This is a genomic window from Allobosea sp. FW305-C-101, from assembly GCF_058783685.1.
The window spans coordinates 1306938-1329050 of the sequence record NZ_JBYSYT010000002.1 but is presented as its reverse complement, the minus strand read 5'-3'; the positions used below and the strand labels follow the sequence as shown (position 1 = coordinate 1329050).

Genomic DNA, 22113 nt, shown 5'->3' with positions numbered 1-22113 from the left:
CCTTGTTCCGGTCAGGAGAACAGCAGGGTCGAGAGCTTGCGGCGCCCGCTGACGCTTGCCTCGTCCATCGGGCCCCAGGCCTCGAAGAACTGCAGCAGCTGCTTGCGCGCGCCGTCGTCGTTCCACTTCCTATCGGCCTTGATGATGGCGACGAGATGATCGACCGCCTCCTCGCGCCTGTCGCGGGCGTTCAGCGCCAGCGCCAGATCGAAACGGGCCTGATGGTCCTTCGGGTCGGCGGCGACCTTCGCCTCCAGCTCGGCCGTGTCGCCGAGCGAGGCAGCCTGCTCCGCGAGCTCGATCGCGGCGCGGATGGCGGTGATCGCCGGGTCGTTGGCCTTGTCCGGCGGGGCCATGCCGAGAATGCCCTTGGCGCCCTCGATGTCGCCAGTGTCGAGATGCAGCCGTGCCAACCCCGCGATGGCGGCGAGGTTGTCCGGCTCGATCTCGAGCACGCCAGCATAGAGCTCGCTCGCTCCGGCGGGGTCGCCGGAAGCGATGGCAGCGGCGGCGGCCTCGATCAGCTCGGCCGTCTCGTCCGGCCCCATCGGCCCGACAAGGCGCTCGATGAAGGCCTTGATCTGGCCTTCGGGCTGGGCGCCCATGAAGCCGTCGATCGGCTGGCCCTGCTTGAAGGCGATGACGGCGGGAATCGACTGGATGCCGAGCTGGCCGGGGATCTGCGGGTGCTCGTCGATATTCATCTTGACGAGCTTGACCTTGCCGCCGGCGGCCTTGACCACCTTCTCGATGACGGGGGTGAGCTGCTTGCAGGGGCCGCACCAGGGCGCCCAGAAATCGATCAGCACCGGCTGCTTCATCGATTCGGCAATGACGTCCTCGCGGAAGCCCTGGGTCGTGGTGTCCTTGATCAGGCCGGGTTGCCCGGCTGCCTCGCCATTGACCAGCATGGGTCGTCCTTCGTGATCTGTTCTGGAGCCGAAGGCGTGCCCTTACGGCCGCCCGCGCAGTTGCGCCATAGATGGGGTGCTTCAGCCGTTCTGTCCATCGGGCGGGACGGGCAAATCGACGATCAGCGGCTCATGCCCCGTGCTCCGGAAGAAGGCCAGCAGATCGTCGCGGCTGACCCGCAGTGTCGCCGTGTTGATCAGGGGGTGGAAATTGACGTCCTCGCCGGTCGCGAGCGTCGCATCCAGCACCATGGTGACGTCTCCAGCACGGTCGTTGATCACGGCGAAGGCAGTGACCGAGCCCGGCGTGACGCCGAGCTTCTCCATCAGCAGCTCGGCCGAGCCGAAGGAGAGCCGGCCGCTGGCGCCGATCCGCTCATGCAGACGCTTCAGATCGATTCGCGCGTGAGCCTCGGCCGAGACCAGGAAGATCCGCCCCTTCTTGTCCTTCAGGAACAGGTTCTTGGTGTGATGGCCGACCATCTCGTCGCGATGCGGCGCGGTCTCGGCAACGGTGAAAACGGCCGGATGATCGGTGCGATGGAAGGCGATGCCCTTCTCCGAGAGATAGGCACAGAGCTGGTCGGGCGTGACGGGCGCGGTCATGGCTAGGCGATCGGCAGGGGAGAGCGGACTTCGAGACAATTCTGAAAACGCCCTGCCGGAACGGCAGAGCAGACTGAAAATGCCTAGCCCCGTGTGGCGCTGGCAGCAAGAGAGAGCCGGTGAATCCGGGCTTTTGTGGAAGGCGGCAAAAAACTTTCGCCGGGGTGCTTGCGCTTCGCGGTGCTTTGGGGCAATAACCCGACCGCGCCGCCAACACGGCGCGACTGTCTCGGATGCGGGTGTAGCTCAGGGGTAGAGCACAACCTTGCCAAGGTTGGGGTCGAGGGTTCGAATCCCTTCGCCCGCTCCAGACAATCTCAGGACTTGAGAAGCATGCAAGCGTCGGGTTTCCCGGCGCTTTTTGCTTTTTGGCCCTGCGTCGTTTGGAGCCATTTTCGAGATGCCCCGGAAGCCCGCGGTTACCTCGCGGTTACAAGTACGCTTCGGCGCCAATCCGCCCAGCTCACTGTTTGAAGCAATTCTCCCGGTGCCACCGCAGGAAATGCGGATGCGGGCGGTCGTGGGCTCGCGGCGCCGGTAGTGCTCGACCCGTCTTGTTGATGAAGCTGCGTATGCCATCAGCAGTGCGCCAATACCTGACCTTAGCGATCTGCCCGAAAGCGGACGTCTGCAATAATCCACTTTGAGCAGCTTCCTGACCATGGCGTCCTGCCGGTTAGCAGACGCCTTGCCGTCCTCAATGGGCGTGCATGTCTGTTCTTGGAATCGAGGCCATTGCAGCTCAAGCTGCGGAAGCCTTGGCGTTTGCATCCGAAAATGCCGATTGCGTTTCGCTTATAGGTTGGATGCGGTGGATGCGTGCGGAAGAGAGGCCTGGATGGTGAAGGACCATGCGCCACTCATCGTGACGCTGCATCTGGATCGGCAGAGCTTTGTGCGTTTCAATTCCGAGCGCGAGCGTCATTTTCCGCTGAGCCGCAATCTCGTTCCAGCACATCTGACGATGTTTCATCATTTGCCCGGATCTCACTATCACGAGATCGCTGACACTTTGGCATCCCTCGCGGCCAGGACCAGCCCTCTGAAGCTCTTGGTGCCTTCGCTGCAGTTCATGGGAAATGGCGTGGCGTACGATGTGCCCAGCAGCGAACTTACCGATATGAGAGAGACGATCGCCCGGCGCTGGTCGGCTCATCTGACACCACAGGATGCGCAGGCCTTTCGTCCGCATGTGACGATCCAGAACAAGGTGCCCGCCGAGGCGGCCAAGGCGCTCTACCAGCGTTTGTCGGAAACATTCGAGCCGTTCGACGTTGCAGGGATCGGACTGGAGCTCTGGCGCTATCGCGGAGGTCCTTGGGAGGCGGTCGGCGAATTCGCGTTCGAAGGATGATGTCGTCGCGGCAGATCAAGCCAGAAGGAATCCGTCCATGCGACAGGCAGCTGTGATCATCGGGGCTTCTGGCGGGATCGGTGGCGCATTCGCCAGAGCCATCGCCGCGTCAGGGCGGTATTCGACTGTCCATGGGATCTCACGGAGTTCACGCGCCGATGAGAAGGTGATCCGGTTTCACGTCGCGGATATCACGGACGAGGCTAGCGTCGAACGGGCTGCCGCAAACATCGGCACGGCCGAGCCCATCGGCCTCCTCATCGTCGCGAGCGGGGTTCTTCATGACACGGATATCCAGCCAGAGAAGGCGCTGAAGATGATCGACTCGACCGCGATGGCGCGGCTCTTTGCGGTCAACGCCATTGGCCCCGCCATCGTCGCCAAGTACTTCGTTCCGCTTCTGCCGCGACAGGGCCGATCGATCTTCGCCGCATTGTCCGCACGCGTGGGATCGATCGAGGACAATCGGCTCGGCGGTTGGTATTCCTATCGTGCCTCAAAGGCCGCCCTCAATCAGGTCATCCGCACGCTCGCGATCGAACTCAAGCGAACGCGCCCTGAGGCTATAGCCCTTGCATTGCATCCTGGGACGGTCGCGACGGACCTTTCGAAGCCCTTCCGGAGCGAAGAGACCCATGCAGGGCTGTTCTCACCTGACGATGCGGCGGCGAACCTGCTCAAAGTGCTGGATCAGGCAACACAGGAGCAATCCGGCGCATTGCTGGCCTGGGATAGCGCGCGAATTCCCTATTGATGCCTGGCGCGCAGATGACTGCCTTTAACCGAACAGATCGGCCTGAGCTGCAGCGGGCATCTCCCGGCCAGCATCAGCCAAGCTTTCTAGAAAAGCTTTTGCCTCGCTTCGGATCGCCTCGCGTCGGGACGAGGCCATGCGATCGAGTGTGCGGTAGGGCATCGCCATTCTCGGCAGCTGTTCCAGCTTTCGCCGGTTCCTCATCAGGAAATCCCAGTACAGTAGATTGAACGGGCACGCGCCCTTGCCGATCTTGATTTGCGGGCTGTAGACACAGCGGCCGCAGTAATCGGACATGCGATCGATATAGGCGCCAGAGGCGGCGTAGGGCTTGGAGGCCAGCATGCCGCCATCCGCAAAGGCGACCATGCCGTGCACGTTCGGCAGCTCGACCCAGTCGAAGGCGTCGGCATAGACGATCAAATACCATTCCTCGAGCTCGGCCGGCCTGATACCAGCGAGCAAGGCGAAATTGCCCGTCACCATAAGCCGCTGGATATGGTGGGAATAGGCATAGCGTCGAGTGTGTGAGATGGCTTGGGCTAGGCAGTTCATCTCCGTCTCGCCGGACCAGTAGAACCACGGTAATGGCCGCTCCGCCGAAAGCGCGTTGGTTTCGGCATAGGAAGGCATCTCCAGCCAGTAGACGCCGCGAACATATTCGCGCCAGCCGAGGATCTGCCGGATGAAGCCCTCGGCCGCATTCAGGGGCGCATCGCCTCTGCGATAGGCTTGCTCTGCGGCGATGCACACCTCACGCGCCGTCAGCAGGCCGAGATTGAGATAAGGTGACACGAGCGCGTGAAAGAGACGCGGATCGTCTTCCGACATGGCGTCCTGATAGTCGCCGAAGCACGGAAGCGCCTGCTTGATGAACCAGTCGAGCGCGCTCAAAGCCTCCGCGCGCGTAACCGCCCAGTCGAATGCGTCGAGATCGCCGAAATGATCCGCGAAGCGCGACGCCACCATGGCGAGCACCTGGCTCGTTGTCGCATCGCGCGCGAACACGGGCCGCACTGGCGAGCGCATCCCCTTCGGCAACGCCTTCCGATTCTCCGAATCGAAGTTCCAGCGACCTTCGACGGGTTCATCGCGATCCATGAGCAGGCCGGTGCGGCGACGCATCGCGCGATAAAAGTATTCCATCCGGTAGCTGCGCCGGTCGCCAGCCCACGCGCGAAACGCGGCCCGGGAGCAGAGAAAGCGATCGTCGTCTCGGATCTCGACGGGTCGGCCGGTCATCGCCGGCCAATCATCCATCATGCGGCGAACGCGCCATTCGCCGGGTTCGGTGACGATGATGCCGTCGGGCCTATGCCGTGCCACGGCCCGGACGAGTTCAGGCCCGAACGCACCCGTATTCCCTGCGGCGTCCAGCTCGACATAGTCAACCGTGATGCCCTCGGCTCGCAACTCCGCCGCAAAGTGGCGCATGGCCGATAGGACGAGCGCGATCTTCTGCTTGTGGTGACGGACATAGGTCGTCTCATCGGCGACCTCGACCATCAACACGATGTCGGCAGGCGACAGCCCATCCAGCGCCGACAGATCGCGGGTGAGCTGATCACCCAGGACGTAAACGAGGTTCAACCCGCGGCTCGCCGGTCACGTCGCGCCGCGTCGCGGCAGCGGTCGGAGCATGTCGCGATCGTCTCCCAGACGCGCTCCCACCTCTTGCGCCAGGCGAACGGCCGGCCACAAGATATGCAGACTTTTGTAGGCAGATCGGCCTTCCGTCGCATCTTGGGCATGTGCGCACTCGTTCCCATCGTCGCGCACGGATAATATCAGATCTTCCGTGTCTGCCCTGAGCGATTTCTCCCGGCTTCACCTGCGTGGAGCAGACGCCGTCAGACGATCAAGAACACCGCGCGTGAATCCGAATACGCGCTCTCGCAGCTCCGGCCTAGTCCACAGCATGTAGCCCGCCGCGCCTGCGAGAATAAGCCTGATCATGTTGTCACCTCTTAGGTTCACTCGGCCTCCAACTGCGGCGGACTTGCCGGGTTCCCGTGTGAGCTAGAGGCCCACTAACTGGACAGGCGTGGCCAGAGCCGACTCGCTTCGGGCGGCGCAGCGAGAGCCGCACTGCACTGAGCATTTCGCCCAGGAAGCTCGCGGTGCTCCGCAAGCGGCAAGCGAAATGCGCCACAATCGGACATTCAGAAGCCGTCTAGAACCGGACATTCAGAACCGTGTTATGCGCGGCAAACTGGATAGCCAGCCCGCGCCAACAATGCGTTCCCTGCTTCGACTATCAGCCATCGCCGAAGCTTCGCGTCACCAGCCGGTTCAGCCTTTCGGCGAATACATTTACGTCTGTCGGGCGTTCGCCGTCCAAGACGCGGGCGGTATCCAGGAGGAGATGGGTGACGTCGCTACGTAGCGCGCCATCCTCGATAGACGCGAGGGCTGAGACCATTGCATGGCGAGGGTTGACCTCGAGGATCGGCTTGGCAGCACTTTCGACGCGCCCGGCGGCGCTGAGCAGGCGCTCGAACTGGCGATCCGGTCCCTTGTCGGACGCAACAAGGCAGACCGCGCTCTCGGTCAGCCGATCGGAGGATCGGACATCCGCGACCTCGTCGGCCAAAATCTCCTTCATCGACGCGAGCAGAGCGCTGACCTTCTCACTCGTTTCAGCGGCAGGAGGCGCTACGCCGTCGAGCAGCGGGATGAGGCCGAGATCGGCCGCACCTTGCGTCACCGACTTGAACGGCTTGCCTTCGAAATACGGGGCTGCCGAGGCCCAGAAGCTGTCGATCGGATCCGACAGCAGCAGCACCTCGATGCCGCGCGCCCGAAAACCTTCGAGCTGCGGGGAGTTGGAGATCCGGGAGGCATCGTCGCCGGCGATGTAGTAGATCGCGGTCTGGTTGTCCTTGAGCGCGCCGACATAGTCCTTGAGGCTGCGCGATCCGTCGCCGGAGGCTGTGGTCCGGAAGCGAGCGAGGCCGAGCAATTGCTCCCGGCGCGCGAAATCCTCGTAAAGCCCTTCCTTGATGACGACGCCGAAATTGTCCCAGATCAGTCGGAACGTGTCCGGATCCTGTTCGGCCAGTTTCGCAAAATCGGCCAGGATACGGTTGGTGACACCCTTCTTGATCGCCGCCAGAAGCGGGCTGTCCTGGATCATCTCGCGGGAGACGTTGAGCGGCAGGTCCGCAGTATCGACGATGCCCCGGATGAAGCGGAGATAGCGCGGCAGCAATTCGGCTTCATCGGTGATGAAGACACGCTTCACATAGAGCTTGATCCGACCCTTGCGATCGGCGTCGAAGAGATCGAATGGGCGAGCGCCCGGGACGAAGGCGAGCGCGGTATATTCGTGCAGGCCTTCCGCGCGAAAATGGATCGTGGCCGCCGGCTCGTCATATTGTCCCGCAACGCTGCGGTAGAAATCGGCGTATTCGTCCTTCGTGATTTCGCTCTTCGGCTTCGTCCAGAGCGCGGCCCCGTCAGAGAGTGCGACCGCATCGGCGCCCGGCTCCGTGATCAGCGAAATCGGGACGGGGACATGGCCGGACTGTTCCTTGACGATGCGCTCCAGCGTCCAGCGCTCGGCATAGGACTTGGCCTCCTCCATCAAGTGGAGCGTCACGCGCGTCCCGCGTGCTGGAGCCTCTTCGGGCACCGCAGGCGCCACCGTGAATTCGCCCTTGCCGTCGGAGGACCAGGTCCAGGCTTCGGCGCTGCCAGCACGGCGGCTGACAACCTCGACCTTCTCGGCCACCATGAAGGCGGAATAGAAGCCGACGCCGAACTGGCCGATGAGTTGCGCGCCCTCCTTGCCATCGGCGGCTGCGACCCGCTCCATGAAGCTGCGCGTGCCGGAGCGGGCGATCGTGCCGAGAGCTTCGATCATCTCGTCATGGCTCATACCGATGCCGTTGTCGGCAATGGTCAGCCTGCCGGCCTCCGGATCGGCCGAGATGGTGATCGTGAGCTTCGGGTCGTCCCCCAGAAGCGCGGGGGTGCCGATCGCGTCGTAGCGCAGCTTCTCGCAGGCATCAGCTGCGTTCGATATCAGCTCGCGCAGGAAAACGTCCCGGTCGGAATAGACCGAATGCACCATCATGTGGAGCAGGCGGGAGACGTCGGCTTCGAAGCTGCGATGCTCGGGCGTGGCGGTCGTCGTCATTCGGATTTCTCAAAAGGATGGGACAGCGGGCAGACCCCGCAGAGAGCGATATCGCGCGGAACCGCGGCGAGCCAGCCTGTTTGCTAACAGCGGAGGGGACTGTAGAGAGCGCCGTTCACCCGCTCCCCGACGCTTGTCGGTTAGATAACGTCCTGACCAGAGCAAGTATGGCGTTCAGGCGCGCGGTCGCGAACTCGCCGGCGTCAGGCAACCGAGCCTCGATGTGAGCCGCGACGGTCTGCCACGTTGCCGATCCATCCCGCGTCATGACGGCCAGGAGATTATCCTTGAGGCCATACGTTGCGCTCTCGGCGTTGGTGATGAGGGCTTTGAAGCGGTCGGACGGTGAGATGTCCGTAGGTTCCTGTGTGCCGTCGGTCATGTCGTTCTGATGAGATTGAGAGACTGCAGGGGCTTTCACGGAGCCTTTCGCCTAGGCCTTCTCGCGAAACCGGTCGATCGCACGCTGTGCGAGATCATCCTCGTCGAGCGCCAGCGGAACCAGCGAAGCCACGATATAGGCGAGGTTGTTTCGCTCCAGTTCGTCGGATTCAGCCGGAAGCGACGGCTTGAGTTCCGCCCATGCCTTTTCAAGAGCAGCTTCGGCACGGGCCAGATCGATGGGATCGGTCAATGATGAGAAGGGCATGGATTCCCTCGGTATGCCTAGGAGGTCACCGCGTTGAGAGAGGGCGCCGCGGCAATCGCGGCGCCCTCGATACTCAATAGTCCATGCCGCCGGCGGGCATGGCCGGTGCCGGGTCCTTCTTCGGCGCCTCGGCGATCATCGCCTCGGTGGTGATCAGCAGGCCCGCGACCGACGCCGCGTCCTGGATTGCCGTACGCACGACCTTGGTCGGGTCGATGATGCCGGCCTTGACCAGATCGCCGTACTCGCCGGTCTGGGCATCATAGCCCCAGGCGTAATCGGAAGACTCCAGCAGCTTGCCGACCACGACCGCGCCATCGCCGCCGGCATTCTCGACGATCTGGCGGGCCGGGGCCGTGATCGCCTTGCGGACGATCTCAACGCCGGTGCGCTGATCGTCATTGCCTGGCACGAGCCCTTCGAGCGCCTTGACCGCGCGCAGCAAGGCCACGCCGCCGCCCGGCAGGATGCCTTCCTCGACCGCAGCGCGGGTGGCGTTCAGGGCATCGTCGACGCGGTCCTTCTTCTCCTTGACCTCGACCTCGGTCGCGCCGCCGACGCGGATGACCGCGACGCCGCCGGCGAGCTTGGCCAGGCGTTCCTGGAGCTTCTCACGGTCGTAATCCGAGGAAGTTTCCTCGATCTGCGCCTTGATCTGGGCGACGCGGGCGTCGATCTCGGACTTCTTGCCGGCACCATCGACAATGGTGGTGTTCTCCTTCTCGATCCGGACCTTCTTGGCCCGGCCGAGCATGTCGAGCGTGACGGTTTCCAGCTTGATGCCGAGATCCTCGCTGATCGCGGTGCCCCCGGTCAGGATGGCGATATCCTCGAGCATCGCCTTGCGGCGGTCGCCGAAGCCAGGAGCCTTGACAGCCGCGATCTTCAGGCCGCCCCGGAGCTTGTTGACGACGAGCGTGGCGAGAGCCTCGCCCTCGACATCCTCCGCCACGATCAGCAGCGGTTTTCCAGTCTGGACGACCGCTTCTAGCAGCGGCAGCATCGCCTGGAGGCCCGAGAGCTTCTTCTCGTGGATCAGGATGTAGGGGTCTTCGAGCTCCGCGACCATCTTCTCGGTGTTGGTCACGAAATAGGGCGAGAGGTAGCCGCGGTCGAACTGCATGCCCTCGACGACGTCGAGCTCCGTCTCGGCCGTCTTGGCTTCTTCGACGGTGATGACGCCCTCGTTGCCGACCTTTTTCATCGCCTCGGCGATCATCTCGCCGATCGTGCGGTCGCCATTGGCCGAGATGGTGCCGACCTGCGCTACCTCCTCCGAGCCGGTGGTGGTCTTGGAATGCTCGCCGAGCGACTTCGTCACGGCCTCGACGGCGAGATCGATGCCGCGCTTGAGGTCCATCGGATTGATGCCGGCGGCGACGGCCTTGGCGCCCTCGCGGACGATGGCCTGGGCGAGCACCGTCGCGGTCGTGGTGCCGTCACCGGCCGCATCGTTCTGCTTCGAGGCCACCTCGCGGACCATCTGGGCGCCCATATTCTCGAACTTGTCGGAAAGTTCGATCTCCTTGGCGACGGTGACGCCGTCCTTGGTGATGCGGGGCGCACCGAACGACTTCTCGATCACGACGTTGCGGCCCTTCGGACCCAGCGTGACCTTCACGGCATTGGCAAGCGTGTCGACGCCGCGCAGCATCCGCTCGCGCGCGTCCTGCGAAAACTTCACGTCCTTCGCAGCCATGATTCCTCACTCCTTCAGACTTGAGGTTTCAGGTTGATGATGTGGGATGAAGGCCCCGTCAGGCGGCCTTCTTAAGGGCGGCCGTCGTCTCGACGACGCCCATGATGTCGGACTCCTTCATGATCAGGAGATCCTGGTCATCGATCTTGACCTCGGTGCCGCTCCATTTGCCGAAGAGCACGCGGTCGCCGACCTTGACGTCGGGCGGCACAAGCTTGCCGGTCTCGTCGCGCGCGCCAGCGCCAACGGCGACGACCTCGCCCTCCTGCGGCTTTTCCTTGGCTGTGTCGGGGATGATGATCCCGCCCTTGGTCTTCTCCTCGGCGTCGATGCGCTTCACGACGACGCGGTCATGCAGTGGCCGAAACTTCATGAGTTCCTCCAGTTTCCATGTCGGTCACATGTCAAAGCGGGCCGGCCCTGTTCAGGTCTCGCGGCGAGGTTCCGCGCGCCCTGAGGCGCCGTGCCCGCGCGAAGATTTGGGTTGCCCGATTTTTGCCTTCAAGAGGTCGGCAGCACTTTTTTTGATCGAGTGCTAACAGGCTGAAAAGGCAGCACAAACGCAACCTTTCGGCTTGCCAAAGCGTTGAAAATCCGCTGCCATCGCCGCAGTGAAACCAGGGAGCTGAAAGGAATGGCTTCGACAGACTTCGCCCGCCAGATCGCCGGCTATGGATTGACCACAGCCGGCATCCTCTACCGATTGCCCGACCACCCTTCGATCCTGCAGGAATATATCTGGCAGGATTACGATCTCGCTCCGCGCTTTCCCGAGCTCAACAAGTTCCTCGCCTTTTGGCAGGCCAAGCTCGACGGCAGGCTGTTCCGCATCACCGTCGCTCACAAGGACCTGATCGGCCCGGCTGACCTCAGCGCGGTCAGCGGCGAGTTCCGGCTCCAGTGACGTCGATGCTTCGGAGGGCTTGATCCGAAGAGAACACATCCCAAAATCATGGCAGCCGCCGGCAGCGACAGCGCGCTCGATGCGGCGATCAATCAAACCGGATCCATGTTGCTTCCAGGAGGATATGGCTATGGCAACGTTGGCAATGGCTCCCCGCCGCGGGAGGACTGCATGATGACATCCGACGACTTCGAGAGGCCGGTCGTGATCCTGACCGGGCTCGGGCACCCGGCGGCGATCGCGTCAGCCATGGAGGCCTACATGTTCCTGGCCGACTGGCCGGCGAGCAGGCGCGATCCGGTCCACGGCTTCGCGCTGAAGGCCTGCCTGGCGGCGATCCGCGGCGAGATAGAACCAAACACGGCGCGCGGCTTGTTCGCGTCCTGGGCGGAAAAGCATGACCTTCTCGCGCCCGACGTCGCTGCGCTCATGGGAAGCCGAAGAGAAGGCTCCCGGGGTCGTGCCTGATGAAGAGATGCCCGGAGCTGCCTCGCGGCCCCGGGCCATTGGCCGAGGCGGGACACGGCTTCGTGCTTGACTTCTGGAGAGCCAGATCGCGTTGCCCAACCAAGCGCCCCAGCCAACGCGCTGATGCGGTTGAGGATTGACCCATTTTCTTAGGAAAATGCCCCGAAATTGATAGTCGAACGGTCGATATCAAAATAAAAAATGGAATATCTAAAAAATTACTTGAACAGAACGGCAATAGCGTATAGATATATTTTTATCGAGATTGCTTGGATGGCCGTTGTTATTTTCGCGCTTTGGCGCGGCTCTGATAATCCCCCTTTCGAAATCGTTCTGAACTCGCCGTGCATTTTGTCGGTGAGCGACAGGTTTAGCCAAAGGAGGGTTTCTCATGACCACCGGCACAGTTAAATGGTTCAATTCCACCAAGGGTTTCGGCTTCATTCAGCCCGATGACGGCAGCCAGGACGTGTTCGTACACATCTCGGCCGTCGAACGCGCTGGAATGCGCGACCTGCGGGAAGGCCAGAAGCTTGGATTTGAGGTCGCGCGCGACAACAAGTCGGGCAAGATGGCCGCGGAGCAGCTCCAGACTGCGTGATTTGGCAATCGTCACCGTTGACCACGGATGTACTGGCACCAGCGACTTTAGCCACTCTAAAGGCCGGGCATTCGCTCGGCCTTTTTGCATTCCACCCAGATGCGAACGGAAACCATCGTGATCGAACTTTCGAAGCAGCGCTTGGTCGCTGACAACCAGTTCTTGAAGATCCAAACCAGAGCGAGTTCCCACGCCGGGATTGCCTCCGAAACGGAGAGGCTGATCCAGCAGCGTGCAGACAACATGCTCAGGCAGCGCGGGCTGCGGATGGCCAAGGAGGCTTCCGACAGGCAGGCAGCACTCACTGCACAGGTCAGCATGAAAGGACGCCGGCGCCCGGGCTTTAAGTAGCACCGGATTCTGGGACTAAGGCTACCCCAGCCTCCCATTCACCCGGTGCATCTTGCGATCATCCTCGATGCAATTTGCCAGGCTTGGGACAGCATCACTGCCGACTGGCCCGGCACGGCGGCCGGCGAGCCCGAGCGGGTTGTCAACGCGGCGCTGGTCACGCATCTGAAGCGGGCCTTGAGTACGAGAACGCCCTTTTCCACACTCGTCAGCAGCGTGGATCGGGGAATCGAGCAGCACAGCTTTGACGGCTCGAAGTTCGAGAGCCGACCGGACCTGAACTTCTATCTCACGGGACGGGACCGTCAGTTTCCACACGTCGGCGAGTGCAAAATCATCGATCTGTCCAATGGCAAGGATTTGAAGAAGTACAGGGAAAACGGCATCGAGCGCTTCGAGAAAGGTGACTACGGTTGGGCCAACTCGGAAGGCATCATGGTGGCTTACGTTCGCGACGCATCTGAAGCGGGCACCGCGCTTGCCAGCGTTATTGGCTCAACTCTCGTACCGTTCACCGCGTTTTCAAGGATGCACCATCGATCCCCGCATCCAAGACCGTTCGACTATGTCGACCGCGATCCGGATATCGAACGGCCTGGTGATGTTTCAATCATCCACGTGTGGTTGTCGAGTAGGCATCTGGCGGCAGCCCCATCGCAGCCGACCTGAGCAACTTCGGCCGCTCCACTGCCCGCCAAAGCCGACTGCCCAAAACCGGACGCTCCGAACTTCTCCTAAGGGCCAAATTAGGCCGTATCGTTCGGGCGGGAAACTGCTCGCTCCGCCACCTGCATCAGTTCGAATGGCTCCGCGCCAATCGCCCTCGCGATTGCGACGTACTCGGCCACATCAAGCCGCCGTTCCTCCGTCTCATATTTCGACACGAACGTCTGCCGCCGGCCGATGCGCGCGGCCAGCTCGACCTGCGTGATGCCGGCATCCTTGCGCGTCTGGATGAGCGCTTGGAGAAGGGCCTTGTAGAGATCGGGTTGGGTTGAAGCCAAAGCCGGCGCCTGAAGCGGTGAAACCGGCCTTTCAATTCAACCCGAATTTCGAATACCCCAAAACGGAGTATTTCGGCATGCTGCGCCCCGAGGCGATGATTCGGGGGACGGGCGTGAAGGAGCAGTATGTCGGCGACGTCAACGACTACCGAAAGTATGCGCTGCTGCGGCTGCTCGGCCAGTCAGGCCTGAGGCTTGGCGTCTGTTGGATGCTGACGCCGAACGACAGTCGCAGCGACGGCAACAAGCTCGGCTACCTCGACCAGCCTAAACAGGAGCGCCACGATCCCGAGCTGTTCGCGCTGCTGCGCCGCGTGCGGGATGAGTCCGATACCCGCCGGCTGATCCTGATTGAAGACAGCGGCACCCTTTCAGAAGCAGTCTTCGTCAACGCCATCGTTCCCGAGACGCTGTTCGAGCGGCAGCTCTGGTTCAAACGGGCAAGCACGGCGCTAGCCGAGGGCGATCTGATCTTCTTCGATCCCGACAACGGCATCGAGGTCGGCTCGGTCGCCAAGGGCCGGCGGAACTCTTCGAAATATGTCTATCGCGACGAATTGGCTGCGGCCTACCGCACCGGTCACTCGCTGCTGGTCTATCAGCATTTCCAGCGCAAGGAGCGGGGGAGCTTCATTCGCGATGTCGCCAACGATCTCCGGCGCGTCGCTGTCGATGCCGAGATCTGGGCGGTCCGGACTTCGCATGTCGTGTTCATGCTGGCGATCCAGCCACGGCACCGCGCCGCTTTGTCGGCGGCAGCGCACCATGTCCGCGAAACCGCCGATCCGAGCTTCCTGGACGCGGCGCTGATTGCGCCTGCAAGCCCATGATTGTGCGCGGATTTTCGGCGTGTTTCGGTGCCATTTTTGTCTAGGAGCCCCTGAATGAAACTCGCCACTCTTGCCGCTGCACTGATCTCCGGCATCGCTTTGTCCGGCTGCGTCGGTCTCCTCGACGCACAGTCGAAATGCTCTACGCAGTCCGCTTCATATCTGACCATGTGGGACTGCATTCGCGGCCGCGTCGCAGCCGGGACCGCCGGTCAGATGAACAACGACCTTGGCGTGCGCTACCTCGCTGTGGGCGACCTGTTGGCGCAAAGCGTCCGCTCCGGCCAAATGAGTGACGCTGAAGCGAAGGCGCGGCTCGCGATCGAGCTGGAGCGCGGCAACAGCGAGTTCAATCGCCGTCAGGCCGCGTCGTCGCCCAGCCTAACCCGCTGCACCAACAACAACGGCGTGGTGAACTGCCTGTCATTCTGACGGCGGCGGGTGTGCCATAGTACAGGTTCGGAGGGGTTTGCGATTGTCGCACGGGTCCCTCCGGCTATCACGCTCACCATAGAAAGATGGGGGAGTTGCGAAGCATCTGCCCCCGGGAGAGCCGGGCATGGTTCTACGGCGACCGGCCGGCGCAGCCTGCGGCCCAGTACAGGGCGCCGCGGGCCGGGGTACGTATCCGCGCGGCTGCAGGCGGGCTGGCCGCTATAGCTATAGCCGCTGCGCGCCGTGGCCGCCCGTCAGCCTTCCGCTTCGGCCTGCCGCAGCAGCTCGACCGGGTCGATGTCGAGCGCGCGAGCGATGACGATGAACTCGGCAACATCGAGATAGCGCGCGCCGACCTCGTAGCGGAACACAAAGCTGGTCGAGCGGCCGAGACGCTGGGCAAGCTGAACCTGGGTCAGACGCCGCGATCGCCGCTCCGCGACGAGGCGGGCGACGATGCGATCATGAAGGACGCCGCGCATCAGAGCGTGGCGGGCTCGTCCGCGGCCGCGATGACGTGCAGGTCGGTCTCGCAGATGCCCTCGGCCTCGATCGCCCAGAGGATTTCGTCGGCGTCGATCTCGGCGAGTTCGGCGGCCTGATCCAACGTGACGATGGTCAGTGCCTGGCTGCGCAGATCGATCAGGCGGTACTGGTCCATGGCGTCGTCTCCGTCGTGTTCTGGAACGATCGAAACACGCCGAGACGCCGCGCATAATTTTTCGGGAGACAGGTTGATATTGCGTCGGACGCAGGATCACAGCGACCGGAAATGAGGTCCTCCAGCCCGCAGATGACGACGGGGAGGGCGGTTCCGTACCATCCTCCCCGTTCATAGGCGCCCGCATGCGCGAGCGCGTTCTACCTGGATCTTCGCGCGTTCTACCGGCCCACCACATAGGCCCGGTCGAGCGCCGCCACCGCTGCCTCGCCGCCGCGAACCGCCTGGGTGTAATGGCCGAGCGTCACGGTCGCGTTGGCGTGGCCAGCGAGCTTGGCGACAAGACCGACCTCAATACCCTCGGCCTGAAGCGTCGAGATGAAGGAATGCCGCGCCGAATGCGGCGTGACATAGGGCAGGCCCAGCTTCGCGAACTCCGGCTCCCAATAGCGCTGACGGAAGTTCTGATAGAGCAGCGGCCCGCCACCGCCGATCCGTGCGACCTTCGGCCAGGGCTGTAGCCGGCCAGGGCCGGGGAAGACCCGGTGCAAGGCCTTTCCAAGACGCGGGCACCGCACCCGCCACTCCAGCAACAGCGCGCGCAGCGCGGCGCTCATCGGAATGTCGCGCGTGCCGGCCTCGGTCTTAGTCATGTTCGTCAGCGAGCCGTCGCGCTCCTGGATGCGGCGAATGCGGATAAGGTTGGCGTCGAAGTCGACATCCTCCCAAAGCAACCCGAGCTGCTCGGACGGCCGCGTGCCGGCGAGGAACGGGAAGGCGTAATACAGTCCGTGCTCGGGGTCGTTGCGGGCCGCCTCGACCAGCTTGCCGATCTCGGCGGGCGTGAGGATGACCTTCTTCGTCTTCACCCGGTTCCGTCCGAGGCCGCGCGGCATCGACGGGGCTCGCACCCGGAAATCTTCCTCGTTCAAGGCGAGGATCGAGATCAGATGCGACTTCGCCCGGTTGGCCGTGTACTGGCCCGACAGCGCGGTCAGCTCTCGATGCCAAGCGCGAATGCGCGCCGTGGTCAGCTCGCCCGTCTTGATCTCGCCAAGCATCGGTACGAGGCGGCAGCCCTTGGGCAGCTTCCCGGATTCCTTCCAGGCCAGCTTATCCTTGGCCGAGCCGTCGAAATACGGCCCGCGAATATGCTCGACGACGACCTTATAGCCCGCAAGCGTATTCGCCTTCACCTTGCCATTGCGATCGGCAAGCCAATGGTCGACCGCCTGACCGACCGTTGGAGCCTTGCGCTCATCGGCATAGCTGTCCGACATCACTTTGGCGGTGAGATCGTTGCGGCGGGCCTCGGCAGCCTTAAGCGTCTCGTAGAATTCCTGGCGCCGGTCGCCCGAGATCGGCTCGCGATAGTTCAGCACATAACGCAGCTGCTTCACGACCTCGCCGGACTTGAGTTTGCGGCGTCGAACCCGCTTGGTGATATTGGTTCGGAATGTCATAGCGACCCCTGAGAAGAAAAAATGCTCAGAAAATCACGGCAGAGGAACCCGCACAATTAATCACTGGGCGCCGGATATCTTCAGAGCATTCGCATTGAAACCACGAGCGTAACCACGGAATTCAGGAATACGCTCAGATGCCGTCTCGACGAGGATCGCGATACATCGCATTATTGCCTCGCCGAGGGTGAAATCGCAGCCGCGTAGCGGTGTGGCGGTGCGTGGGGGCCTGCTACCCAGGTGGCAGGCTAGCCCACTGGTGGCGGCTACGCGGGCTGCCCACTGCGCTGGGCCGCCCCAGGGAACCGCCACACACCGCTACACCGCTACGGCTGGTTTATTTTGGCGGCCCGGAGATTGTTTCCTCGACGTCCGGCCGCCATCCTTCGGGCTGCGCACGTTCGTAGCCGCGTACGATGGCGCCGTGGATGCGTATGTTTTTCGGGCCGACCCAGCCAAGCTCTCGCATGCAGGCGCCTAGGCGGGTGGCCTCGAAGGGCTTTTGACGACCGGCTTCGATCCGTAAGGTGTTGGTGAGTAGGTAACTGCTCGAAGCTCTGACGATCTCGCCATTGCCTTCCTGCCCCCGTACTTTTTCGAGGGTGTCCAACCACGGGTCGCGCGCGACCCGCGTCGCTTGCTCCGCCGCTGCGGCTTGCCAAAGCTCTGCGGGAAGACGGATTGCCTCCCCTTCCGTCTCGCGCGCCGCTGCCTCGGCCCAAAGCTGGTCACGATCGCGTTTTAGCGAGGCCAGGTCGATATGCCCCGTTCGGACGGGCCAGAAGCGACGGTTTCCCGTCGGATCACTGAGGTAGTGGTCGTCGTTGGTCGTGCCGACGAAGATGCATTCACGAGGACGTTCCTCGGGGAAATACCCGTACGCCATCCGAGCGCGATCACTGCCGCGCGACGCGAACGCCTTAACCTTGCCGGTATCGGCCTTGCGGATACCTTCGAGCTCGCTGAGCTCATAAATCCACTTTCCTACCAGCGCCTCCATCTGCCCTTTGGCGTCGAGCGTCAGGATCTCCTGGTCGGAGTGGTTCTCGGGTCCCGCGAGGATCGCAAGCGCCGTCGACTTGCCGGTGCCCTGCTTGCCCTCGAGGACAAGAATCTCGTCGAACTTACAGCCCGGCTGCCTGATGCGGCGGACAGCAGCGATCATGACGATCTGGCCAACCGCCCGGTTGAGCGGGGTGTCCTCGGCGCCGAAATAGTCGATGAGGAGGGTGTCGAGCCGCGGCGTGCGATCCCATTCGAGCCCCGACAGATAGTCGCGAATCGGGTGAAAGCTGTTCTCCAGCGCCATCATGTGCAGGGCGTCGCGCACATGCTCACGACCGGGATCGAACCCATACTCGTCGAGCACAGCCTTGCGCAAAATCGCCGAAAGGTCATCGGTCATCTCGCCCTGAAAGGCTTCGATCTTGAGACCCTGTACCATCTTGCGGCGGCGGAACTGGTCGTATGATGCCTGAACGCCGAGACGCTGGAATGCGACAATCGCATTGTGCAGCGTCGGTCGCGGCTTACCCTTCTGCGTCACGTCCGGCCAGCCGTTGCTGACGGCTGCGAGCGCCGCGCGAGCCTGCTTCAAGGCATACTTCTTCGGGCCGGATTTTTCGAGTATCGACTCGGAGATGCCGTAAGCGGAATTCACTAGCGTCCCTGCAATCGTTGCCTCGTCACAACTTGCTTGTGCCAGCGCGCAGGCCACACGGAAGACGGCCTCACTGCGTGACGGGAAGCGCGCGCCCGACTTGCCCATCGGCTGACTGAGGTCGTCGCCGTTAATGATCAGTTCGCGGATGCCCTCCGGCAGCGATATACTGAGCTGGTCGATGTCGATGGGCGCGACCTCGCCAGGGTCGACGTTTCTCCCGGCAGCGCTCGCCGGCAGCCTCAGCACTTCCTTGAACTCGAGGAAATCGTCGAGCTGGTAGGTTTTCATGGCTCAGATTCCCTCGACGACATAGGCCAACGTCGGCCTACGCCCCGCGGCGCGCTTTTTCGCGTTAGGCATGTTGATGGTGCCCGGCAGCCGCATGATGCGGTCGATGTTGTGGCAGTTGTCGCCACCGAGATCGGCGGCGAGCTGGCGATTGATACGTTCGACACGATCGAGGTCGGTCGTCGGCTCTGCGAGCTTCCAGAAGGCCTGGTAGCCGCCGCCCGAGAAGACGATGAACGAGGGCGCAAGTTTGTAGGCCTGCAGGCGTTCGAGACCGCCGAGGTCATCGATGTCGACATGCGCGTAGCGCGCTGCGACAATATCGGCCTTCGTTGCCTTAACTCCACGAAAATCGGGACGGACTTCATTTACGCTGTAGTAGAGGCCCGCAACGCCTTGGTGAGCATCAATCCAACCGGCCGCCTGCTCGCGCTCGTGCGGCAGGAAAATTTGCCCGCTCAGTGGCCTACCCCGCTCCGGCATAATCGCCGTTAAGGCCCAAAGGCCGTCCGGATGGACGGCCCCTAGGAATGCAGTGGCCGCAGACGTATCGGCACGAAGACTAAGTGTCATTGCGCCGCCTCTTGATAACGTTGATCGCTTCTCTGGCAGGAATGGTAATGGGCACGACCATGACTACGCCCGGTCGAGGCCGGACGATTTTGTGCGTACCAGCCGCAACGAGGCGATCCATGAGCGAACCTGGATGGCCGGGCGGACGCAGCCAGGTCTCGCTCTCATCCAGGATCGTGATCGGGATGTCATTTTTGTTCACGATTGCCCCCCAGCGCGAGAGGCCTCGATTACGGCGACGACTTCGGATAGGCGGACCAACTGACGCCCGGTACCGATGCGATATGTTGGCAGAGCACCGCGCTTCACGGCACGGTAGAGTTTGAATGTCGGAAGGCCGAGCGTATCGGCAACCTCCTTCAGCGTCACAAATTTCTCGGGGTTCACGGCGGGACTCCTCAGTTAGAGAAGCCCACTAGAAATCGCATTCCCGGCGAGTTGGCGAAGAACAAAATTCGCCGGTCAAATGTCGTTTGCTAAGGGACGAGACGGGCCAGTATCAATCGGCACTGTAAGTGCCGACAGATCGCGGGCGACGCGTTGGAGTTGGTTAGAGCGATCCAGTGGATCCCACTCAGGTCCTGTCGTTGCGCGAACGAGAATGATGTCTAACGATGCGGTGAACTTTCGAGCCAGATCGGTGATAACCGACTTCTCGGTTCCTGCTCTAAACCCTTGCCACGCCGGCCGTCGGATAATATCGCGGATAAGCGGCTTCAACTCCGGCTCGTGGCGCGTCTCGAAATACTCGCGATGGTATTCTCTCGCTATGGCAACGAGAATTTTGCGTTCTCGTAGATCGATACGCTTTTTCAGCCGTTTTCCCGTTATCGCCGCCACTGCCCGCCGCAGGCGCTCTCCCCGTTCTTCGACCGAAGGTTGTTGAGCGTCGATCAGGCGCAACAACAGTTGTTCAAGCGGGGATTCATATTCGAAGCCATGCTGGGCAAGCACGACCTCAACACTTACCGCTGGCTCAGTTGCTTCAGGCTTCCTGATCCCACCCCAAATCGTATCGGTGTGATCCAAATTGCCAGCTAACATCGGCCGCTGCGGCAGGATTTTTGGTCTTCTGGGCTTTCTGTTAGCCATGTTGCACTCCGTGCCGTGGGGCGTCATCGCTGCTCTCGCAGCTATTTTTATGACGCTACCGGCGGAGCAAGTGACAAGGAAGGGCAGCAGCTTCCGCGTGTACGCGCCCGCGTAGCTGCCGCGCAGGGAGTATCCTGGTACGTGCGCCTGGGGCGTCACGGGCATATGACGGCGGTACGCCTTCAACATCCCCTGCCGGCTCATTCGGAGCTTATCGATAGAAAACCTTCTTCGTCGCCGTGAAAGGTGGCATCGCCTTCGACTCGTAGACGCCAGCCATCATCGTGATTGAGGCGACGGGCGGGTAATACAGGATCTCAACCGGATACTTCTCGATGGACCATTTGATGCGGACACCCACTGGTGCGGTGAGATTCCAACTCCCGGTAAACTCCGGCCGGGCGACGGGGCAGATGTTGGTTCTTGGCTCAGTTCGCGTATAAACAACCGTTCCGTTGGGATAGAAGTAATAATAATAGGGAGAAGGAATATCGGAGACCGTCCACCACCCAAATAGCCAAGGCGCTGACAAGTTTACCTGATTTTCCGATAGAATTTCCCAGAATAATACGCGATCAGCTCCAAATATGCCGGTCTCGCTCATCACCGCGGCGCCATTTGTATTATTGGGAATGGGGGCGCCGTTTTGTAGGATACGAGATCCATTCCAGATCTCGGTGTGCATTCCTAAGCCTTTATCGCGAAAAGCGATGATGCCAGGTCTTCCTGCCATGTATTTTTTCATCTCGCCGATCGAGTGACGGTTGGAGGTCTTGACGATCTCGGGCTTTCCATATCTTCCCAGAAAGTAATTCTCCAGCTCATCGACCGCGCCCATATGAAATTTTCCGCTCAGCAATGCATTGGAGCGTGGACGTGGGCTCATGGCTGGTATTTCGTGCCCACCTCCAACGGCATTCAGGGCCCAGCTCACTTGAAAGACACAGCTTGTGTTGAGGCCCTTCTTCTTGAGAGGCGGCTCGACCCTTGCCGCGCGAGCCTTATTCTCGGCTTCGATTTTTTCGTTCTCTTTCTTGATCGGCGCATTGAGGCGGTCGAAGTGAGTTTTCATCACTTCCGGCAACTTGGTATAGGGAGGGTATGCGGAGATGAGCTTCTTGACGTCCAGCCGTATCTTACCGTCGAGTTCGTTTCCCATGCCGAATGCCTCGTTCCTGGCTTTCGGGCAGGTTGTTGCGCGCCTCTTCAAATGGCGTCATCCATACGACGGATCGTTGGCGCGTCGTTCCAAATGGCCAGGTCATCTACGGAGGCCTGGCCACTACCCAGTTAGATGCGTTGCCGCGGATGACCGGACGCAGCTGATATGCGGGTAAAGCCAGTTTCCCGGCGAACTGCCTAGTACTGACAGAAGTCGGAGGCCCGTCGCTTCCCAAGCGGCGCGCTTATTGGTTGTGCAGCTGGGTCGCTAAGCAATCGTTCTGCATATTTGTCGGCATTTTATCGAACGGCGGAACGCTGGCGAAGCCGTCCGCATTTCTCCATCATCATGGAGGGCGATCCGATGCGAAACCTCGATACGCTGGATTTCTGGCTTTGGATGGGGGTGGGGCTTTGCCTTGGCCTGATGGCTATCGCAGTCCATCCGATTTCTTGGCTCAGCTAATTAGGGCCTGCTGCCTTGGGTGATCGATTTCAGGCAGCG

27 protein-coding genes and 1 tRNA gene are annotated in these 22113 nt (G+C 61.8%); 10 read left to right on the top strand and 18 right to left on the bottom strand.

Annotated elements, in window-relative coordinates; genetic code table 11:
- Positions 1–11: 11 nt before the first annotated feature.
- Together trxA and AC3WMA_RS14055 are read right to left on the bottom strand one after the other, a co-directional pair.
- Positions 12–911 (bottom strand): thioredoxin, encoded by a 900-nt coding sequence (gene trxA, locus AC3WMA_RS14060; RefSeq protein WP_492285962.1) that lies wholly within the window; start codon positions 909–911, stop codon positions 12–14.
- Between the two features lie 81 nt (positions 912–992).
- Positions 993–1517 (bottom strand): prolyl-tRNA synthetase associated domain-containing protein, encoded by a 525-nt coding sequence (locus AC3WMA_RS14055; protein WP_492285961.1) that lies wholly within the window; start codon positions 1515–1517, stop codon positions 993–995.
- Positions 1518–1752: 235 nt separating this feature from the next.
- Here AC3WMA_RS14055 and AC3WMA_RS14050 point away from each other — a divergent pair.
- From AC3WMA_RS14050 to AC3WMA_RS14040, 3 genes are all read left to right on the top strand, one after another.
- Positions 1753–1827: transfer RNA gene (locus AC3WMA_RS14050), tRNA-Gly, on the top strand.
- Positions 1828–2355: 528 nt separating this feature from the next.
- Positions 2356–2871 (top strand): 2'-5' RNA ligase family protein, encoded by a 516-nt coding sequence (locus AC3WMA_RS14045; protein ID WP_492285960.1) that lies wholly within the window; start codon positions 2356–2358, stop codon positions 2869–2871.
- A 37-nt stretch (positions 2872–2908) separates the two neighbouring features.
- Positions 2909–3625 (top strand): SDR family NAD(P)-dependent oxidoreductase, encoded by a 717-nt coding sequence (locus tag AC3WMA_RS14040; protein ID WP_492285959.1) that lies wholly within the window; start codon positions 2909–2911, stop codon positions 3623–3625.
- Between the two features lie 24 nt (positions 3626–3649).
- Here the strand turns inward: AC3WMA_RS14040 and AC3WMA_RS14035 are convergent, their stop codons facing one another.
- The 7 genes from AC3WMA_RS14035 to groES all read right to left on the bottom strand — a co-directional run bounded on the left by AC3WMA_RS14035 (position 3650) and on the right by groES (position 10487).
- On the bottom strand, positions 3650–5215 hold the full coding sequence (locus tag AC3WMA_RS14035) for a cryptochrome/photolyase family protein (protein WP_492285958.1): 1566 nt from the start codon (positions 5213–5215) through the stop codon (positions 3650–3652).
- Positions 5212–5376 carry a DUF2256 domain-containing protein gene (locus AC3WMA_RS14030; protein WP_492285957.1) on the bottom strand — a complete coding sequence of 55 codons (165 nt, stop codon included), beginning with the start codon at positions 5374–5376 and terminating at the stop codon, positions 5212–5214. The genes AC3WMA_RS14035 and AC3WMA_RS14030 overlap by 4 nt, the downstream gene beginning before the upstream one ends.
- Positions 5377–5882: 506 nt before the next feature.
- A complete protein-coding gene (htpG, locus tag AC3WMA_RS14025; protein ID WP_492285956.1) occupies positions 5883–7766 on the bottom strand; it encodes a molecular chaperone HtpG in 1884 nt (627 codons plus the stop codon).
- 115 nt (positions 7767–7881) lie between these two features.
- On the bottom strand, positions 7882–8148 hold the full coding sequence (locus AC3WMA_RS14020) for a hypothetical protein (RefSeq protein ID WP_492285955.1): 267 nt from the start codon (positions 8146–8148) through the stop codon (positions 7882–7884).
- 51 nt (positions 8149–8199) lie between these two features.
- Positions 8200–8400 carry a hypothetical protein gene (locus tag AC3WMA_RS14015; protein WP_173044629.1) on the bottom strand — a complete coding sequence of 67 codons (201 nt, stop codon included), beginning with the start codon at positions 8398–8400 and terminating at the stop codon, positions 8200–8202.
- An 88-nt stretch (positions 8401–8488) separates the two neighbouring features.
- On the bottom strand, positions 8489–10114 hold the full coding sequence (groL, locus tag AC3WMA_RS14010; protein WP_492285954.1) for a chaperonin GroEL: 1626 nt from the start codon (positions 10112–10114) through the stop codon (positions 8489–8491).
- A 58-nt stretch (positions 10115–10172) separates the two neighbouring features.
- Entirely contained in the window at positions 10173–10487 is a 315-nt protein-coding gene (gene groES, locus AC3WMA_RS14005; protein WP_492285953.1) for a co-chaperone GroES, read from the bottom strand.
- Between the two features lie 261 nt (positions 10488–10748).
- Between groES and AC3WMA_RS14000 the strand changes: the two genes are divergently transcribed.
- From AC3WMA_RS14000 to AC3WMA_RS13980, 5 genes are all read left to right on the top strand, one after another.
- Positions 10749–11018: an usg protein gene (locus AC3WMA_RS14000; protein ID WP_492285952.1), complete on the top strand. Its 270-nt coding sequence runs from the start codon at positions 10749–10751 to the stop codon at positions 11016–11018.
- 48 nt (positions 11019–11066) lie between these two features.
- Entirely contained in the window at positions 11067–11486 is a 420-nt protein-coding gene (locus tag AC3WMA_RS13995) for a DUF982 domain-containing protein (protein ID WP_492285951.1), read from the top strand.
- 391 nt (positions 11487–11877) lie between these two features.
- A complete protein-coding gene (locus AC3WMA_RS13990) occupies positions 11878–12087 on the top strand; it encodes a cold-shock protein (protein WP_149134220.1) in 210 nt (69 codons plus the stop codon).
- Positions 12088–12204: 117 nt separating this feature from the next.
- Positions 12205–12438 carry a hypothetical protein gene (locus tag AC3WMA_RS13985; RefSeq protein ID WP_492285950.1) on the top strand — a complete coding sequence of 78 codons (234 nt, stop codon included), beginning with the start codon at positions 12205–12207 and terminating at the stop codon, positions 12436–12438.
- 45 nt (positions 12439–12483) lie between these two features.
- A complete protein-coding gene (locus tag AC3WMA_RS13980) occupies positions 12484–13107 on the top strand; it encodes a hypothetical protein (protein WP_492285949.1) in 624 nt (207 codons plus the stop codon).
- A 77-nt stretch (positions 13108–13184) separates the two neighbouring features.
- Here AC3WMA_RS13980 and AC3WMA_RS13975 read toward each other — a convergent pair whose 3' ends face one another.
- Positions 13185–13442 carry a helix-turn-helix domain-containing protein gene (locus AC3WMA_RS13975; RefSeq protein WP_492285948.1) on the bottom strand — a complete coding sequence of 86 codons (258 nt, stop codon included), beginning with the start codon at positions 13440–13442 and terminating at the stop codon, positions 13185–13187.
- Between the two features lie 77 nt (positions 13443–13519).
- Between AC3WMA_RS13975 and AC3WMA_RS13970 the strand changes: the two genes are divergently transcribed.
- Together AC3WMA_RS13970 and AC3WMA_RS13965 are read left to right on the top strand one after the other, a co-directional pair.
- Positions 13520–14272, top strand: a complete 753-nt coding sequence (locus AC3WMA_RS13970; RefSeq protein WP_492285947.1) for a hypothetical protein — start codon at positions 13520–13522, stop codon at positions 14270–14272.
- A gap of 54 nt (positions 14273–14326) precedes the next feature.
- Entirely contained in the window at positions 14327–14704 is a 378-nt protein-coding gene (locus tag AC3WMA_RS13965; protein WP_492285946.1) for a hypothetical protein, read from the top strand.
- 257 nt (positions 14705–14961) lie between these two features.
- On the opposite strand, the gene AC3WMA_RS13960 is transcribed toward AC3WMA_RS13965, so the two are convergent.
- The 8 genes from AC3WMA_RS13960 to AC3WMA_RS13925 form a co-directional block, all read right to left on the bottom strand.
- A complete protein-coding gene (locus tag AC3WMA_RS13960) occupies positions 14962–15189 on the bottom strand; it encodes a helix-turn-helix domain-containing protein (protein ID WP_492285945.1) in 228 nt (75 codons plus the stop codon).
- The gene (locus AC3WMA_RS13955) at positions 15189–15368 is read right to left on the bottom strand and encodes a hypothetical protein (RefSeq protein WP_492285944.1); all 180 of its coding nucleotides are present in this window, start codon (positions 15366–15368) and stop codon (positions 15189–15191) included. Before AC3WMA_RS13955 ends, AC3WMA_RS13960 begins: the two co-directional genes overlap by 1 nt.
- Positions 15369–15589: 221 nt before the next feature.
- Entirely contained in the window at positions 15590–16831 is a 1242-nt protein-coding gene (locus AC3WMA_RS13950) for a site-specific integrase (protein WP_492285943.1), read from the bottom strand.
- Positions 16832–17168: 337 nt separating this feature from the next.
- Positions 17169–18782: a virulence-associated E family protein gene (locus AC3WMA_RS13945; protein ID WP_492285942.1), complete on the bottom strand. Its 1614-nt coding sequence runs from the start codon at positions 18780–18782 to the stop codon at positions 17169–17171.
- A gap of 3 nt (positions 18783–18785) precedes the next feature.
- Positions 18786–19355 (bottom strand): DNA-primase RepB domain-containing protein, encoded by a 570-nt coding sequence (locus tag AC3WMA_RS13940; protein ID WP_492285941.1) that lies wholly within the window; start codon positions 19353–19355, stop codon positions 18786–18788.
- Positions 19356–19553: 198 nt separating this feature from the next.
- Positions 19554–19724 (bottom strand): helix-turn-helix transcriptional regulator, encoded by a 171-nt coding sequence (locus AC3WMA_RS13935; protein WP_492286108.1) that lies wholly within the window; start codon positions 19722–19724, stop codon positions 19554–19556.
- Positions 19725–19817: 93 nt separating this feature from the next.
- Positions 19818–20447 carry a hypothetical protein gene (locus tag AC3WMA_RS13930; RefSeq protein ID WP_492285940.1) on the bottom strand — a complete coding sequence of 210 codons (630 nt, stop codon included), beginning with the start codon at positions 20445–20447 and terminating at the stop codon, positions 19818–19820.
- Between the two features lie 211 nt (positions 20448–20658).
- Positions 20659–21606, bottom strand: coding sequence for a T6SS effector amidase Tae4 family protein (locus AC3WMA_RS13925; RefSeq protein ID WP_492285939.1), 948 nt, complete (start codon positions 21604–21606; stop codon positions 20659–20661).
- Positions 21607–22113: the final 507 nt, after the last annotated feature.

Coding starts and splice junctions, on each gene's coding strand:
- AC3WMA_RS14040 (WP_492285959.1), top strand. CDS start 2,909: ATGCGACAGGCAGCTGTGATCATCGGGGCTTCTGGCGGGATCGGTGGC.
- AC3WMA_RS13990 (WP_149134220.1), top strand. CDS start 11,878: ATGACCACCGGCACAGTTAAATGGTTCAATTCCACCAAGGGTTTCGGC.
- AC3WMA_RS13930 (WP_492285940.1), bottom strand. CDS start 20,447: ATGGCTAACAGAAAGCCCAGAAGACCAAAAATCCTGCCGCAGCGGCCG.
- AC3WMA_RS14000 (WP_492285952.1), top strand. CDS start 10,749: ATGGCTTCGACAGACTTCGCCCGCCAGATCGCCGGCTATGGATTGACC.
- AC3WMA_RS13950 (WP_492285943.1), bottom strand. CDS start 16,831: ATGACATTCCGAACCAATATCACCAAGCGGGTTCGACGCCGCAAACTC.
- AC3WMA_RS14055 (WP_492285961.1), bottom strand. CDS start 1,517: ATGACCGCGCCCGTCACGCCCGACCAGCTCTGTGCCTATCTCTCGGAG.
- AC3WMA_RS13940 (WP_492285941.1), bottom strand. CDS start 19,355: ATGACACTTAGTCTTCGTGCCGATACGTCTGCGGCCACTGCATTCCTA.
- AC3WMA_RS13960 (WP_492285945.1), bottom strand. CDS start 15,189: ATGCGCGGCGTCCTTCATGATCGCATCGTCGCCCGCCTCGTCGCGGAG.
- groL (WP_492285954.1), bottom strand. CDS start 10,114: ATGGCTGCGAAGGACGTGAAGTTTTCGCAGGACGCGCGCGAGCGGATG.
- AC3WMA_RS13945 (WP_492285942.1), bottom strand. CDS start 18,782: ATGAAAACCTACCAGCTCGACGATTTCCTCGAGTTCAAGGAAGTGCTG.
- trxA (WP_492285962.1), bottom strand. CDS start 911: ATGCTGGTCAATGGCGAGGCAGCCGGGCAACCCGGCCTGATCAAGGAC.
- groES (WP_492285953.1), bottom strand. CDS start 10,487: ATGAAGTTTCGGCCACTGCATGACCGCGTCGTCGTGAAGCGCATCGAC.
- AC3WMA_RS14045 (WP_492285960.1), top strand. CDS start 2,356: ATGGTGAAGGACCATGCGCCACTCATCGTGACGCTGCATCTGGATCGG.
- AC3WMA_RS14030 (WP_492285957.1), bottom strand. CDS start 5,376: ATGCCCAAGATGCGACGGAAGGCCGATCTGCCTACAAAAGTCTGCATA.
- AC3WMA_RS13995 (WP_492285951.1), top strand. CDS start 11,067: ATGGCAGCCGCCGGCAGCGACAGCGCGCTCGATGCGGCGATCAATCAA.
- AC3WMA_RS13925 (WP_492285939.1), bottom strand. CDS start 21,606: ATGGGAAACGAACTCGACGGTAAGATACGGCTGGACGTCAAGAAGCTC.
- AC3WMA_RS14020 (WP_492285955.1), bottom strand. CDS start 8,148: ATGACCGACGGCACACAGGAACCTACGGACATCTCACCGTCCGACCGC.
- AC3WMA_RS13970 (WP_492285947.1), top strand. CDS start 13,520: ATGCTGCGCCCCGAGGCGATGATTCGGGGGACGGGCGTGAAGGAGCAG.
- AC3WMA_RS13965 (WP_492285946.1), top strand. CDS start 14,327: ATGAAACTCGCCACTCTTGCCGCTGCACTGATCTCCGGCATCGCTTTG.
- htpG (WP_492285956.1), bottom strand. CDS start 7,766: ATGACGACGACCGCCACGCCCGAGCATCGCAGCTTCGAAGCCGACGTC.
- AC3WMA_RS13955 (WP_492285944.1), bottom strand. CDS start 15,368: ATGGACCAGTACCGCCTGATCGATCTGCGCAGCCAGGCACTGACCATC.